This is a genomic window from Gluconobacter japonicus (assembly GCF_015244665.1).
GTDB classification, from domain to species: Bacteria; Pseudomonadota; Alphaproteobacteria; order Acetobacterales; family Acetobacteraceae; genus Gluconobacter; species Gluconobacter japonicus.
This window is the reverse complement of record NZ_JABCQN010000001.1, coordinates 320868-335620: the sequence shown is the minus strand read 5'-3', so window position 1 is coordinate 335620 and position 14753 is coordinate 320868. Positions and strand designations below refer to the sequence as shown.

Annotated in this window: 20 protein-coding genes; 12 read left to right on the top strand and 8 right to left on the bottom strand. The window is 59.3% G+C overall.

Translation table 11 applies throughout. From position 1 onward, the window contains the following. Positions 1-58 precede the first annotated feature (58 nt). From bcp to aat, 5 genes are all read right to left on the bottom strand, one after another. On the bottom strand, positions 59-544 hold the full coding sequence (gene bcp, locus HKD32_RS01520) for a thioredoxin-dependent thiol peroxidase (RefSeq protein ID WP_194257525.1): 486 nt from the start codon (positions 542-544) through the stop codon (positions 59-61). 60 nt (positions 545-604) lie between these two features. Continuing rightward, positions 605-994: a hypothetical protein gene (locus tag HKD32_RS01515; RefSeq protein ID WP_010501033.1), complete on the bottom strand. Its 390-nt coding sequence runs from the start codon at positions 992-994 to the stop codon at positions 605-607. A gap of 149 nt (positions 995-1143) precedes the next feature. After that, positions 1144-1713 carry a hypothetical protein gene (locus HKD32_RS01510; protein ID WP_194257381.1) on the bottom strand — a complete coding sequence of 190 codons (570 nt, stop codon included), beginning with the start codon at positions 1711-1713 and terminating at the stop codon, positions 1144-1146. Then, on the bottom strand, positions 1713-2579 hold the full coding sequence (locus HKD32_RS01505) for a hypothetical protein (protein WP_194257380.1): 867 nt from the start codon (positions 2577-2579) through the stop codon (positions 1713-1715). Before HKD32_RS01505 ends, HKD32_RS01510 begins: the two co-directional genes overlap by 1 nt. Continuing rightward, positions 2579-3238 (bottom strand): leucyl/phenylalanyl-tRNA--protein transferase, encoded by a 660-nt coding sequence (aat, locus tag HKD32_RS01500; protein WP_061932629.1) that lies wholly within the window; start codon positions 3236-3238, stop codon positions 2579-2581. Before aat ends, HKD32_RS01505 begins: the two co-directional genes overlap by 1 nt. Positions 3239-3331: 93 nt before the next feature. Here aat and HKD32_RS01495 point away from each other — a divergent pair, with 93 nt between their 5' ends. Continuing rightward, positions 3332-3499 (top strand): hypothetical protein, encoded by a 168-nt coding sequence (locus HKD32_RS01495; RefSeq protein ID WP_156315464.1) that lies wholly within the window; start codon positions 3332-3334, stop codon positions 3497-3499. Between the two features lie 3 nt (positions 3500-3502). On the opposite strand, the gene HKD32_RS01490 is transcribed toward HKD32_RS01495, so the two are convergent. Further along, positions 3503-3892, bottom strand: a complete 390-nt coding sequence (locus HKD32_RS01490; RefSeq protein ID WP_062505351.1) for an MAPEG family protein — start codon at positions 3890-3892, stop codon at positions 3503-3505. 31 nt (positions 3893-3923) lie between these two features. Further along, positions 3924-4757, bottom strand: coding sequence for an EcsC family protein (locus tag HKD32_RS01485; RefSeq protein WP_061932634.1), 834 nt, complete (start codon positions 4755-4757; stop codon positions 3924-3926). 117 nt (positions 4758-4874) lie between these two features. Between HKD32_RS01485 and HKD32_RS01480 the strand changes: the two genes are divergently transcribed. Then, positions 4875-5393 carry a hypothetical protein gene (locus HKD32_RS01480; RefSeq protein WP_010501020.1) on the top strand — a complete coding sequence of 173 codons (519 nt, stop codon included), beginning with the start codon at positions 4875-4877 and terminating at the stop codon, positions 5391-5393. Positions 5394-5395: 2 nt separating this feature from the next. On the opposite strand, the gene HKD32_RS01475 is transcribed toward HKD32_RS01480, so the two are convergent. After that, the gene (locus HKD32_RS01475) at positions 5396-5815 is read right to left on the bottom strand and encodes an EVE domain-containing protein (RefSeq protein WP_010501018.1); all 420 of its coding nucleotides are present in this window, start codon (positions 5813-5815) and stop codon (positions 5396-5398) included. A 149-nt stretch (positions 5816-5964) separates the two neighbouring features. Here HKD32_RS01475 and ccmC point away from each other — a divergent pair, with 149 nt between their 5' ends. The 10 genes from ccmC (at position 5965) to HKD32_RS01425 (ending at position 14612) form a co-directional block, all read left to right on the top strand. Beyond that, complete coding sequence (gene ccmC / locus HKD32_RS01470; protein ID WP_061932636.1) at positions 5965-6726, top strand: heme ABC transporter permease CcmC; 762 nt, start codon at positions 5965-5967, stop codon at positions 6724-6726. After that, positions 6723-6890 carry a hypothetical protein gene (locus tag HKD32_RS01465; protein ID WP_167347221.1) on the top strand — a complete coding sequence of 56 codons (168 nt, stop codon included), beginning with the start codon at positions 6723-6725 and terminating at the stop codon, positions 6888-6890. Before ccmC ends, HKD32_RS01465 begins: the two co-directional genes overlap by 4 nt. Continuing rightward, the gene (ccmE, locus tag HKD32_RS01460) at positions 6887-7390 is read left to right on the top strand and encodes a cytochrome c maturation protein CcmE (protein WP_010501009.1); all 504 of its coding nucleotides are present in this window, start codon (positions 6887-6889) and stop codon (positions 7388-7390) included. The genes HKD32_RS01465 and ccmE overlap by 4 nt, the downstream gene beginning before the upstream one ends. An 8-nt stretch (positions 7391-7398) precedes the next feature. Then, on the top strand, positions 7399-9378 hold the full coding sequence (locus tag HKD32_RS01455) for a heme lyase CcmF/NrfE family subunit (RefSeq protein ID WP_194257379.1): 1980 nt from the start codon (positions 7399-7401) through the stop codon (positions 9376-9378). Between the two features lie 12 nt (positions 9379-9390). Then, positions 9391-9945, top strand: coding sequence for a DsbE family thiol:disulfide interchange protein (locus tag HKD32_RS01450; protein WP_010501005.1), 555 nt, complete (start codon positions 9391-9393; stop codon positions 9943-9945). Beyond that, positions 9945-10403 carry a cytochrome c-type biogenesis protein gene (locus HKD32_RS01445; protein ID WP_010501003.1) on the top strand — a complete coding sequence of 153 codons (459 nt, stop codon included), beginning with the start codon at positions 9945-9947 and terminating at the stop codon, positions 10401-10403. Before HKD32_RS01450 ends, HKD32_RS01445 begins: the two co-directional genes overlap by 1 nt. Before the next feature lie 3 nt (positions 10404-10406). Next, a complete protein-coding gene (gene ccmI / locus HKD32_RS01440; protein WP_061932638.1) occupies positions 10407-11147 on the top strand; it encodes a c-type cytochrome biogenesis protein CcmI in 741 nt (246 codons plus the stop codon). Then, the gene (locus tag HKD32_RS01435) at positions 11144-11428 is read left to right on the top strand and encodes a hypothetical protein (RefSeq protein WP_010501000.1); all 285 of its coding nucleotides are present in this window, start codon (positions 11144-11146) and stop codon (positions 11426-11428) included. Before ccmI ends, HKD32_RS01435 begins: the two co-directional genes overlap by 4 nt. Positions 11429-11587: 159 nt before the next feature. Further along, positions 11588-12991, top strand: a complete 1404-nt coding sequence (locus tag HKD32_RS01430) for a class II fumarate hydratase (protein WP_061932640.1) — start codon at positions 11588-11590, stop codon at positions 12989-12991. 115 nt (positions 12992-13106) lie between these two features. After that, complete coding sequence (locus tag HKD32_RS01425) at positions 13107-14612, top strand: S10 family peptidase (protein WP_061932642.1); 1506 nt, start codon at positions 13107-13109, stop codon at positions 14610-14612. Positions 14613-14753 lie beyond the last annotated feature (141 nt).

The window sequence follows — 14753 nt, the reverse complement described above, 5'->3', positions numbered from 1 at the left end:
GTATGCCGGTTGACGCCCGGCGCTCTCCCTGTCTGTGGAAAGGATGGAGGAAGGGCGCTCAGACCCCGCTGGTCATATCCCGGAAAGCCTCAGCCACCAGCGCGGTATGATCGGCAGGTTTCACTTTGCGCCAGATATGACGGATGACACCGCTCCCATCCACGAGGAAGGAACTGCGTTCCATGCCCATATAGGTCCGCCCGTACATGGATTTCTCAACCCATGTTCCATAAGCCTCGGCGACAGCATGATCCTCATCGGAGGCCAGCGGAAATGTGAGAGCATATTTTTTGGCGAAACGATCGATTTTCGCAACCGGGTCCGGGCTGACACCAATGATTGTCAGCCCCTCGCTGTCGAAGGACGGCAGGTTTTCCTGAAGGGAACAGGCCTGCGTTGTGCAGCCGGGCGTATCTGCCTTGGGATAGAAATACAGCAGATACGGTTTGCCCTTCAGCGCTTCGCTGCTGACGGCACCGCCCCCCGAAACGAGAAGCGAAAACGCTGGAGCACGGTCACCCGGCTGAAGAGCATGATCTGTCATAGGCACCATGATTGCCTGACACCCTTCGCCCGATCAAGGCGGACGAAGGGCAATAATGCCTCAGTATTGCGGATAAACCACAACAGGCGGTGGTGGCGGAGCGTAAACGACCGGCGGTGGTGGCGCATAAACGACACGAGGCGGCGGAGCATAAACAACCGGCGGCGGAGGCGGACCATAGGACTGACCCAGCATGGCACCCCCTACAGCGCCTATTGCAAGGCCGCCCAGAATTCCGCCAATCACTGCACCGCTGTTTCCGTGATGGCCACCGTGATGCCAACCTGGTCCCGGGCCATAATACCCACGTCCTGGGCCACCATATCCGGGACCGCCATAACCACCATGCCAATGTGCTTCAGCAGTGGGAACAACGGCATTCGGGGCAACTACTGCCGTGCCGATCAGCAGGGGTGCAGCCAGAAGAACTGCACGGGTGATGCGACGCATGGCAAATCTCCTCATTACGTCAGACGGGGCAGTCCCGAAGAATGGTTCCACCCGTCCTGTGAGAAGAAATCTGCCACAGGAAAATGGCAGGAAAAGGCAACAATCATGGCAGATTTTTCTCAAATCATGACGGCCATGGCGGGTGTTTTTCAGTGTTTGGGATCTATCCGGTGATACCCTTCCGGAGGATCAAACAGATCATCCGCCTGCCCCGCCCGACTGACAGAAGCTGCCTGCACAACAAGCCGTCCGCCTTGGGTTGCGCCCAATAACAGACCATCCGTCGTGTAACAGAAATCCGTGGGGAGTTTGTTCGTATCGACGCTTTCCCAGATCATGCAGGCCTCGCCCGCAATTGTGGCAGGACCAACCTGTTTCCACGTTCCGGGAGCAGGCGTACCGGGAGCGGAAAACGAATCGCCGGGCGCTTCAGTCACGGTCGCACTTTTTGCGGTCGTATCCAGCACCATCAGCCGATGGGTCCGGTAATCCGTCAGCATGACCGTTGCGGCCCCCTCGGGGTCCACACGCTGGCGCCAGAGCTTTGAGCTCCAACGCATCCGTTGATGAAGATGCTGCCCGTTCGGGCCCACCATGACATAATCAATATCCGCATCATGCATTGGCGTGACGTAAGGCGCTGTATCCGCGGCATACGTCGTCTGAGCGCCAAGAAGCAGCCCTGCCAGTACAGTAAGCCTCCGGAAACCGCACCGCATCAGTTCTGGCCACCATTGGATGGGCCACTCGGAGGCTGATCAGGGGTCGAGACTGTTCCATCGCCTGCCGAATCATTGGAGACGGACGGCTGACTTGCGTCTTCAGGAGACACTGGTGGAACAACGGGAGCCGACGTCTCGGCAGGTGTGCCCTGTGCGGCAATATGGCCGGGGGCCTGCACAGCCGAATCGCCTGCCGCACCACCCTCTGGAACAGGAGCAGGCGTGGGTGATGTGGACTGGCTGCCACCAGCGGAAGAATGATGGGGTGACGTACGAGGCGTGATTTCCTGGAACCCTGCCGGTGGCTCGAATGTCGATGTCGGCAGATCTCCGTAAGCGACGTTCGTGGCCTGAATGGAGCCTTCTGCTCCATCCGCATCCACACCGTTCTCGGACAGGATCACGCCATCCTCAGTCACGCAGGCGCTGGCCTTGCCGTGGGCCGTCTGGATATCCCATCGTCCACACGGGACTCCGGCAATCGTGGCCTGACCTGCCTTGGTGTATTTCATTCCGAGATCCAGCATGAACGGATTATGCAATCCATGCTGAGGCCGGATATGGGCGTAGAGTTTCCGCTCCAGCATGACGAGCGTCACAACCTGCTTGGGGCGATCAAGAATCGTAATGCCGCGTCCATCTGCGGAATCAATTCGCAGCAGATCTCCCGAACCGGAAAAATAGACCTTCACATCTCCACCAGCCCCCTGCATCCCCGGAGCGGACAGATGATATGTGACAGTGACATCCCGCGCTGGAGACAGTCTCGGATGGTCATCGGCGTAGGCTGCTGTGCCGCTGCCTGCACAAAGAAGCAGACTTGCGAGAAAAGCAGACCGATGCCGCCGAAAGAGTGAAATCATCAGGACTCTCCTGGATGTGGGCGTAAAGACGCGATGTCATCGCGCAGGGCGTGCAGACTGAAATCGTCAGGCCAGACGGCGCGGACAGTCAAAGCCTGGTTGAGCAGAACCAGATAGTCCGCAGCAGGAATACCAATACCGCCCAATGTTGTCAGATGAGGTGTCGTGTACTGCGTATCCAGAAGGCGATAGCCTCCCTGACGCAATCCTGCAACGAGATGGACCAGCGCAATCTTGGAAACATCCCGCTGACGGGAGAACATGCTTTCCCCGAAAAATACGCCCCCCAGCGCCACACCGTACAACCCGCCGACTAGCTTCTCGCCGTCCCAGACCTCAATGGAATGAGCATGGTTTCGCTGATGCAGGACGCCATAGAGGGCGCAGATGCGAGGACTGATCCAGGTCTCTTCCCGGCCGGGCGCCGGTTCGGCACAGGCCAGCATGACGTCTCCAAAAGCCCGGTCTGCCGTGACCTGAAACTTGCCGGACCGAATGGTTCGCATCAGCTTGCGCGGTACCACCATGCCATCCAGTGGAAGAATTCCGCGTTCCTCCGGAAAGTACCAGTTCAGTTCATCACTGTCCCGGTCAGGAGCCATCGGGAAAATACCGGATGCATAGGCATCAAGCAGGCTTTCCGGTGTGACGTCAGACATGCCGTCGGTGCTCTCGATCCTGCATAAGGGAAATATTGGCCTCTCTGTCTGTCGGCATGATACACAGATCGTCGACCTTCATGGAGAGCCGCCTTGCCACTCGCCTTTGTCTACATGATCTTTCTCATACCGCTGGCGCTCCTGCGCCTGCTTCTTCCTGAAGCACATGGCCTGCTGATGGCACTTGTCAAAATATGCCTTGCAGGAATTGTCTTCTGGGGACTTCTGGACTTCTGGCGCCTGCGTCCCAGCAAGGGCTAGGCCTTAAATCAGGCCCAGAAGAACCAGGAACAATCCGACCATTGATCCACCCCAGATGAGACTGCGCACTGCTCCCCAGCCAAACGCATAGGCTGGGACGTAGAGCAGACGTCCAAAGAAATAGAGCCCTGCACCCCAGGCAACCAGAGCGCCATCCTTTCCGGCGACATGCGCCAGAAGAACTGCCCCAATGAAAATCGGGAGTGTTTCCTGAAGGTTGGCCTGCGCGCGGCGCATCCGAGCAGCGAGTCCGGTATAATGTGGTGTCTCACCATCCCGGTTTCCGGTGGCCCACTGAACGCCGTCCTGACGCCGACAGGCGGCCGAGGTGAGAAACAGGTGCGCAACGGCCAGAACGAGTGTCCAGCCCAGCCAGACAAGACTCATCGACATACTGTTTCTCCGGTTTCAGTCTCCTGCAAACTCAGGAGAAGGACTCAGACGTTGCTCCGGATCGCAGATCCATGGCTGCTTCATGAACGGCTCGACCATGCGTCCGTTCCAAGCGACGGATCGTAAAATGCGCCCGAGCAAGTGCACGGTAATGGGCCAAGAACGCCGAATTGAGCGACGCACCACAGAGCGCACCGGCAACCGGCACCATCTGAAGAGCAAACTTCCGCGACAGGCCAATGCCATAATGAGACGCCACTTCGGAGATCAGCATCACGACCGGCCGTCCACGGAGCAGAGCGCGGGCCGAGAAGAAACCCAGTTCGCCATCCTCTTCTTCCTGACGAGCCGGAAAGGTCTTGAGTGCAAAGACTTCAAGGCAGGCCCGGCGCGTGTCTTCGTCCCGCAGATCCTCGCCTTCCTCGCGAGCGATGCGCGCGATCTCACGCATGATGGTCAACGTCGTGAACCCGACATCCGGGGCCAGACCGAATACTCCGCCAAAACCACCGACAGCGCCCGAGATGGCTACAGCCGCCTGCCCGGCATTCTCCCGCCACATATCGCGCTTGAGCGGAACGTCGTTTTTAATCCCGACGATCGCAACATTGAACGCCTGTTCAATGGCGACTTCCGCGGTCTTCTGCATTTTTTCCTGAAGACCCGGCGCAAGACCAAGTCCCTTCATCCCGAGTCGCGCAGCCTGTCCGACAGCACCACCCATCAGATCAGCCAGACGGACGAGGACGCCGCGCCCCTGCTCGACGCGTGCCAGCACGGACTGAAGCTGGGCCAGGGACTCCCCGTCCAGCGCCAGTGATGCAAATTCGCTGGTCGGAAGCTGCGAGCCATTCTCTACGGTCATGACGATCAAAACTCCTGTTCGTAAGACCCGAAACCGTTTACCCGATAGCAGGTTTCATATCGCATCACGAAAGCCCCCTGCTTGACGGGTGCCACGGCCGGGTGTGGAGAAGGACATATGATGAAAACATTTTCCCGCTGGATCCTGTCTGCCCCACTGGCGGTCAGTCTCCTCGCGACAGTGGCCACGCCGGCGCTGTCCGCTCCACATCATGCCCATCGTAGCCACAGTACGGCCGATCTGCCACAGATCCCGCCCTCGACGGCGCATCAGTTGAACAATCAGCCTGACAAGGTTCTGACGCCCGCACAGCAGGTTGCCCTGCCGGACGGCGGTGCACCGCCCCCGCCGCATGGCTACACGACAGTTGAAGACTCGGAAGAGAGACTCGCGAACTACAGCGGGGAAGTGAGAACTCATCTGCCGGTCGGGATGCCGGGCACCAATGCCGAGCAGAAAACCAACGGCGCAAACAATTTGCCGTCCCATTTCAGCATTTTCGGGATGCCGGTGAAGTTCAATGCTCCCGTTACAGCCCCTTATCATAGCGAAGACCTGCCGCTGACCTATGCCGGACATCCGTCCAACGGGCAGACGAATATTCTGGTCAACGGCGACGCCTCAGACATTCACTGAGGTCAGCGCCCTTTTACCCAGTCTCCGATTTTCGTCAGGTAGCGGAACTCCGGTTCCGTGACCGGCGCAACGGAGAGGCGTGACTGCTTCAGTAACGCCATGTTTTCCAGTTCAGGGTCAGCCTTGATCTGCGCGAGCGTAATGGGCTTTGCAAAAGCGCCATTTGCTTTCACGTCCACACAGACCCAGCGCGGATCCTCCGCAGTCGGGTCCGGATATGCTTCCTTCACGACGTCCACGACACCCACAATCTGCTTTTCACTCACGGAATGGTAGAAAAGCGCCAGATCACCGATCTTCATGGCGGCCAGATTGTTGCGGGCCTGATAGTTGCGAACGCCTGTCCAGGGTTCCACCCCGTTGTGAACCTGTTCGCTCCATGAAAAGGCTTCGGGTTCGGATTTTATCAGCCAGTACGCCACGTCATTCTCCTGCGAAAAGTTCCCCTTTCGCGCTCATTTCCGTGAAACGTGATAACAGTCATAGGAACAATGGGACAATGCACCTCTTCCGATTGTGAGGGGTTCGGACTATTTCATGTAGAAATATTTCGCGGAGTTTGAGAGTTCCCGTGCGCCCTACGCCTAATCTGCTCCATCGTTATGCCAATCCGGGGCAGTTCCTGCGTCTGGCCCGTGCGCTTCAGCCATGGCTGTCCACCGGCGCGATCATCTTCCTGACGGTCGGGATCGTGTGGGGTCTGTTCTTCGCCCCTGCGGACTGGCAACAGGGCGAGACGGTCCGGATCATGTATGTGCATGTTCCCATGGCCTGGCTTGCCTCGTCGTGTTACCTCGGCGTGGCCATCTGCGGCCTGCTGTCGCTGGTCTGGCGCCATCCGCTGGCCGATCTGGCCGCCATCGAGATTGGCCCGGTCGGAGCCTGCGCTGCTGCACTATGTCTCATTACCGGCTCCCTCTGGGGTCAGCCGATGTGGGGCACATGGTGGGTCTGGGATGCGCGCCTGACCTCCGTTCTGGTGCTGTTTTTCCTGTATCTGGGCCATATCGCCCTGATCCGCGCTTTCGATGAGCCTGCCCGCGGGCAACGCGCCGCCGCCATTCTGGCTCTTGCTGGCGCGATTGACCTGCCGATCATCAAGTTCAGTGTGCAGTGGTGGAACACCCTGCATCAGCCGGACAGCATCACGCTGACAGGAGCTCCGACCATGTCCATGACGATGCTCTGGCCGCTTCTCATCACGACCATCGGCTTCACACTTGGTGTTGCCGCAGTCATTTTCGCCCGGCTGAGTGCCGCAATCCACGAGAGCCGAACCCGTCAGCTTATGGCCCGGTCCCGGCTCAACCGTTCGGACAGGTCCGCAGCATGATGCACCTTCCCAATCACTGGCCCTATATTGCCGCCGCTTATGGTCTGACCATTGGCTGTTCGCTGGTTCTCGGCATTGGTGCGGCCCTGCGCCTGCGTCGCGTCAAAACCCGGCTGGCCGCTGTCGAAAGCCAGCTCCGCCACCGTGAAAGCTCCGCATCATGACCCGCAAGACACGTCGTCTCTGGATTGTCATCGCCTGCCTCGCCTGCATCAGTTCTGCTGCGGCTCTTACGCTGCGGGCGTTCTCGTCCAACATCGTGTTCTTCATGGCTCCTTCGCAGGTCAAAGCGAACCCACCATCTCCGGACCGGACCATCCGTCTTGGCGGCATGGTGATGGCAGGCTCTCTGCACCGCATTACGGAAAATGGGGCTCCGGTGAACTCTTTTAACGTCACCGATGGCCAGGCCGCCGTGGAAGTCCATTACACGGGCATCCTCCCGGACCTGTTCCGCGAGGGTCAGAGCGTCGTTGCTCTCGGAACCGTCCAGAAAGACGGTGGCTTCACGGCCAGCGAAGTTCTCGCCAAGCATGATGAAACCTACATGCCCAAGGAAGTGGCCGACGAACTGAAACGCACGGGCAAGTGGGACCCGCGCTTCGGCAAGGCGCCTGACGCTGCCAGCTGGGACACTATGACCGCCAAGAAAGCCGGAGGCTGAACACCATAATGTTCGGACCAGAACAGGGCCATTTCGCCCTGGCCCTCGCCTGTGTTCTCGCACTCATCCAGTTTGTTGTGCCCCTCTGGGGCGCTCACAAGCGCAATGCCCGCCTCGTGGCGCTGGCTCCGTTTCTGGCGGTGTCACAGCTTCTCGCTCTGGCGATCTCATTTTTCAGCCTGATCATGTGCGCCGTGCATGATGACTTCTCGGTTCAGAACGTCGCCGCAAACTCCGCCGCGTCCAAGCCACTGCTTTATAAAATCACGGGTGTCTGGGGAAATCATGAAGGGTCCGTTCTGCTCTGGACCCTGATCCTCGGTGTCTGCGGCGCGGCCGTCGCCGCATTCGGGCGAAATCTTCCGGATATCCTGCGCGGTCGTGTTCTTGCGGTACTCGGGGGTGTTTCAACCGGTTTCCAGCTTTTCTGCCTTCTGACGTCCAATCCGTTCGACCGCGTTTTTCCGGCTCCAATGGATGGTCAGGGCATGAACCCTCTGCTTCAGGATCCCGGCCTCGCATTCCATCCCCCCATTCTCTACACCGGCTATGTCGGCTTTGCCGTCCCATTCGCATTTGCCGTCGCAGCTCTTCTTGAAGGGCGTGTCGATGCCGCATGGGGTCGCTGGGTGCGCCCATGGGCCGTCGCAGCCTGGTGCTTCCTGACCTGCGGTATCGCGCTGGGCTCCTGGTGGTCTTATTATGTGCTGGGCTGGGGCGGTTACTGGTTCTGGGATCCGGTTGAAAACGCGTCTCTTATCCCATGGCTAACGGGCACCGCACTCGTGCACTCCGCCATCGTGGTGGAGAAGCGCGAGGGTCTGAAGATCTGGACCGTTCTGCTGGCGATTGCGACGTTCTCGTTCTCGCTCTCCGGCACCTTCCTCGTCCGTTCAGGCATCCTGAACTCCGTTCATGCCTTCGCGAATGATCCGGCCCGTGGTGTGTTCATTCTCGGCCTTCTGGCGTTGGTTATCGGCGGCTCGCTGGCCCTGTTCGCCTGGCGTGCACCGTCCCTGACATCAGGCGGCCTGTTCTCACCCGTGTCCCGTGAAGGCTCGTTGGTGCTGAACAACATTCTGCTTTGTTCCATTTGTGCCGTCGTTGTGACGGGCACGATGTACCCGCCCTTCATGCAGCTTCTGGCAGGCCGTACCATTTCTGTCGGCAAGCCGTTCTTTGATGCCGCCACTATTCCCCTGACGATCCCGCTCCTTCTGGCCATGGGCGTCGGCACGGCTCTGCCCTGGAAGCGTGCACAACTGGCGCGCACGTTCTCGCATCTATTCGTGGCGGCCATTATTGCTGCTGTCGGGCTCGTACTGTGCTTCTGGAAATTCTCTGGTGCACTTCCGATCGCCTGTGGTGCTTTGGCCATCTGGGTCATGGCAGCGTCCGTCACGGATATCCTGCGCCGCGTCGGACTAGGCCATTCCAGCATGGGTGAGATGCTCGCCCGCGCCCGGAACCTCCCGCGCTCCAGTTGGGGTGCGGCTCTGGCTCATATCGGTGCTGGCATCACGGTTCTGGGTCTGTGCGGCATGTCCGGTGCCCAGCATGCGATTGTGGAAATCCATGTTGGTGAGACCCGCAGCCTTGCGGGAGACGACTGGACGCTTCTCAACGTGCACGATTACGCAGGCCCGAATTATCGCGCCATGCAGGCCGATATCGCCATCCGTCACAACGGCAGACTGATTACGACGCTGCATCCGGAAAAGCGCGATTTCACCACGCAGAACCAGACCACAACGGAAGTCGCCATTCATACGAACTTCATTACGGACCTCTATGGTGTGGTGGGCGACCGACACGGAACGGGCGCGGATGCGACCTATGTGCTACGTCTGCACCGTAACCCGCTGGCTCCATGGATGTGGCTTGGCGGGCTGGTCATGGCGATTGGTGGGGCATTCTCCCTGTCAGACCGTCGCCTGCGCGTCGGCGCTCCGAAAAGAGCGGCCGCACGGAACATGGCCCAGGCCTGAGGAGAGACACGCATGAATTCAACACGACGGGGCCTGCTGACGGCCCTTCCGATTGTTGGTGCCGGCGTTCTGGGCGTCGGGTTCTGGAAAATGCTTCAAGGTATGGAAAGTGGCGGCTTTGACCCTCGGGCTGTGAAAAACCCGAATGTCGGGCGCCCCATTCCGCAGTTTGCCATGCCGGGTCTTCCTGGTCTGGGAGACGGCTTTACGGACAAGGAACTCAGGGCGGAGACACGCCCGGTTCTGGTCAATTTCTTTGCGTCCTGGTGCATTCCGTGTGTTCAGGAAATGCCCGGCCTCCGCTCTATTTCACGGAACATGCCCATCTGGGGTATCGCCTATGAAGACAAGCCGGAAAATGCGAGTGCCTTCGTTCAGCGTGATGGGACGCCTTATGCCCGTGTCGCATCAGATCGCCATGGCCGCGTTGCGATTGACTGGGGTGTGACAGGCGTCCCGGAGAGCTTTCTCGTCGCGCCGGGGGGCCGAATCCTCTGGCATGGAAGCGCCGCGCTCGACCCGCAGATTTATGAAGCGGAAATCCGCCCGCGACTGGCAGGACTGTGATGAAACGTCTTTCTGCGCTGCTTCTGGCCACAACACTTGTTGGGGGTGGCATTGCCTTTGCCGTCGATGATCCGGCGGAAATGCTCCCTAATCCCGTACAGGAGAAGCGAGCCGAAGCGATTGGCGCTCATCTCCGTTGTCTTGTCTGCCAGAACGAAAGCATTGAAGACAGCAGCGCGCCTTTGGCTCGTGATCTTCGGAAAGTGGTGCGGGAGCAGGTCGCGTCCGGCAAGTCGGATCAGCAGATTATGGACTGGATGACGGAACGCTACGGCGAGTTCATCCGGCTGGCCCCTCAGTTTTCATGGTCAACCGCCCTGCTCTGGCTGATGCCGGCACTGGCGCTGGTGGCCGGTCTTGTTATTGCCTGGCGTGCGACGAGACGCCGCGTTGTCACGCCTGCGCCGCTCACGGATGAAGAGCGCGCGCGTCTGGATGCCCTGTCGGGCCGGGAGTAAGTCTTGTTCTGGTTGGGAATCCTGATTGTTGCAGGCGTTGCCCTGTTACCGGCCCTCTATGGCCTGCGCCGTCTCCGCCGTCGGGTGGATGCGCGTGACTCTGCCCTCACACTCTATCGTGGTCAGCTTGCGGAACTCGACCGGGACCGGGATCTTGGTCTCGTCAGTGGCGATGAATATGGCGCCGCGCGGATTGAAATCCAGCGCAGACTGCTCGCCGCCGATGAGTCATCTGCCGCCCCGGACCTGAATGAGGGAGCCTCCCGCTCCAAGCGGTTCCTGCCCGTACTGGCTGTTGGTTTCGGCATACCACTCGCTGCATTCTGCCTTTATATCGTGAACGGCCACCCTTCCCTGCCCCCGCAGCCTCTGAGTGCGCGGCAGGTCAAGCCGGATGCGAAGGCCATGGCAATGATCCAGAAGCTTCAGGCACAGGTTTCCACGATTCCGAAGGACAATCCGACCTACGAGACCGGTCATGTCCTGCTCGGTCAGATCGAGGCACGCGCTGGTCTGACTTCTGAAGCGATTGCCGACTGGAAGGTCGCGCTGGATACTCATTTCACGCCAGAGCTTGCAATCCAGCTCGCAGAACTCCAGACCCAGAAGGACGGACACATTTCTGCGAACAGTCTTGATCTGTATCGCCGTGCCCTGGCGGCGGCCCCGGCTGATGCGCAATGGCGCATGGCTGTGGAAGCGCGGATCGCCGTGGGTGAACATGAGGAGAATAACGGCCAATGATGGAACCAGCGTCCAGCGCCGTCACAATCTGCCCGGTCTGCCGGGAAAAGATCCGCTCAACTGCGGAGCGTTGCCCGAACTGCGGGGCCGAGCGGCATTTCGGCCCACGCCTGATTGAATCTGGCATCTGCGCCTTTGCGGGCATGGTGATTCTGGCAGCCATTTCCAGACTGCTGATACCGATGTCTTTGTGGACAATCGTTTTTGCCGTCGCAGGCCTCTGTGCGGGGTTCCTGTTTTCGCACAACCGCTTCGGCGGTGATCGCTGGCTGGGCCAGTAAGAACCTGACCTGCGCGTTTCAGGCGAGCAGGTCATGACTTCTCATACGCACCATCCCTGAACATTCCCGGTTCGATCCAAACCGGTTTTCCCGTCTCCTCTCTTGAGGTAGGGTCCGCGCAGGCATGAACCCCCGTCCTGCAGGAAAGCGCCAGACCGCATGAGCCGTATTGAAACCGATGGCATGGGCCAGATCGAGGTTGCTGATGATGTTCTTTGGGGCGCTCAGACGCAGCGCTCCCTGAAATATTTCAGCATCGGACGCGAGCTGATGCCGCGTGAAATGATCGAAGCCTATGCGATCATGAAGCGGGCCTGCGCCACAGCCAATGCAGCCAGTGGACGACTTTCGCAGGATCGGGCGGCCCTGATCCACACGGTCTGTGATGAAATCACGAGCGGCAAGCATGACCGCATGTTCCCGCTCCATGTGTGGATGACGGGCTCTGGCACGCAGTTCAACATGAACGTCAATGAAGTCATTGCGAACCGAGCCAGCCAACTGACGGGGAATGCACTTGGCAGCAAAACACCGCTGCATCCGAACGATCATGTGAACATGGCGCAGTCCACCAACTGCAACTTCCCGACCGCCATGCATGTCGCGGCAGCACTGGGCGTTGATCGCCGCCTGATTCCGGCTTTGACCAAACTGCGGGATGCCATCGCTGCCAAAGCTGAAGAATGGAAGGATCTGGTCAAGGTTGGCCGGACCCATCTTCAGGATGCCGTTCCCATCACACTGGGGCAGGAATGGCACGGTTACGCCGGGATGCTGACAGACAATATTGCGCGACTTGAGGCTGCCCGGGATGATCTTTTCCCGCTGGCTCTGGGCGGCACGGCATTGGGCACCGGCGTCAATACCGATCCCGGATTCGATACCCGCGCCTGCACCGAGATCGCACGCCTGACTGGTCTTGGTTTTAGGGCGGGCGAGAACAAATTCGCTTTGCAGGGTGCACATGATGCGTTGGTGCATCTGTCCGGCTGTCTGCGGACAACCGCTGGCAGCCTGTTCAAGATCGCCAATGACATCCGCCTGCTCGCGTGCGGCCCACGCGCGGGCTTTGGTGAGCTGCTCTTGCCTGAAAACGAGCCAGGCTCTTCCATCATGCCGGGCAAGATCAACCCGACACAGGCGGAAGCACTCTCCATGCTGGCGCTTCAGGTTATGAGCAATGATGTTGCCGTTGGGCTCGGCGGAGCGTCCGGCATGATCGACATGAATGTGTACAAGCCATTGATGATCCACAACATCATGCAGGGCATTACACTTCTCCATGATGGCTCCGAGAACTTCCGCCAGCATCTTGTGGAGGGCACCCGAGCCAATGAAGCCCGCATCAAGCAGGCCTTGGCTCAATCCCTTGTTCTGGTGACAGCCCTGTCCCCCGCCATCGGTTATGACAAAGCCGCGCAGGTGGCACATCATGCGATGGAGAAGGATCTCAGTCCGAAGGACGCCGCACTGGAACTCGGGTTCATGACGGCGGAAGACTATGATCGTGTTGCTGATCCGCGCCTGATGCTATCTCCTAACATCAAACCAACCCGCTCCTGACCTGCTGACCTGATCCTGCATGACGAAAACTTCATGCAGGATCGGTAGCCGTAACGAAACGGGACTGGTAGCGACAGTCCGATCCTGTAATCCTTCTTTCGGAGATGACAGACAGATGATGTCCCGTCGTGCGCTGCTGCTCGCCCTGTCCCTTCTTTCCCCTGTATCGGCCCTGCCTGCCATGGCAGACGAGGCCGCCAAGACGCCCACACCCAAAACGGACGCAGCCAAGACCACGGATAGCTTTACCGGTGAAGCCGCCCTGCTCCCGACTGATTCCGTGACGAAGCATCATCTGAATGGCATCGCCTACACAGCTCATGCTGGCACGCTGACGCTGCGCGGACCGGACGGCAAACCCACCGCCCGCATGTTCTATGTGGCTTACACCAAAGACGGCGCAGCAGACGCCAAGCGCCCGGTCTCCTACTTCTTCAACGGTGGCCCTGGTGCTGCAACGGCCTATCTGAATCTGGGCGCTGCGGGACCGGTTGCCCTGACGATGCCCACCAAGGACGCAACGGACGGCACCCATGCGACGCTGGGCGATAATCCGGATAGCTGGCTTCCGTTCACGGACATGGTGTTCTTTGACGCCGTCGGCACGGGCTATTCCCGCCCGCTCGATACAACCAAGGCTGGCGACCAGTTCTATGGCGTGAAGCAGGATGCGAGCACGTTTGCGAAGGCGATCCAGCTCTGGACGGCCAAGAACAGCCGTCAGGCCTCCCCTCATTATCTGGTGGGTGAAAGCTATGGCGGTATCCGGTCCATTCAGGTCGCCAATGCCCTTCAGATGGAACAGGGTATTCTGCTGAACGGTGTGGTCATGCTGTCTCCAGCGATCGAAATGCCTTTGCTGGATACAGACGAAAATCCGCTGTCCGCTGCCCTCATGATCCCCAGCCTTATTGCGGCGCATGAAAGCCCGAATGTCACACCGCAATCTGCGGATGCGGCGTACGAATGGGCCATGGGTACTTATCTGAGCAAGGTCGCGGGCAAGCTGCCAAGTGGTGATGAGGGCAAGGCGTTCTACGCGGAAATATCCCGCCGCACCGGTCTGCCGGAAGATGTCGTGACGCGCCAACATGGTGTTCCGGCGATCGGCTCGCATGATGTCATGTCCCGCGATGGCAAGCTGCATGGTCTTTACGACTACACCCAGACGATTGCCGACCCGTCCGCTGACGGGCTGGACGAGAGCCCCGATCCAACGCTGTTTGGCTTTGGCCGCGCTTACGGCAATGCGTTTTCAGGATATGCAGCCAATGATCTTGGGTTCCAGACGCCGCTGACCTACGATCTGCTCTCCTTCAAGGTGAACAGCAGTTGGAAGTGGAGTGAAGGGGGGCCTGCACCGGTTCATCAGATTCCGGTTCTGAACCGTCTTCTGGCGCTCGATCCGGGGCTGCGGGTGTTTGTCGCCAACGGTTATTATGACCTCGCCTGCCCGTTCGGAACGGCCCGTTGGATGAAGGATCATCTGACGGTTGGGGCGGATCGCGTATCCCTGCATCTCTATCAGGGCGGACACATGCTCTACACACGCCCGGCAAGCCGTCATGCACTGTCTCTGGATGTTGCATCCTGGATGCAGCAGGACGCTCTTCAACACTGAGTTAAATTGACAAGCGGCAGGGGAAAACCCTAAGGTTCACGATATATTCCTTCCAGTTTTCTCAGCCTGGAAGCAGGATCGTGACATGTCTTTTCTTCTGCCGATCCTCATGGGTGGGCTGCCCGTCAGGGCGATTGTTGC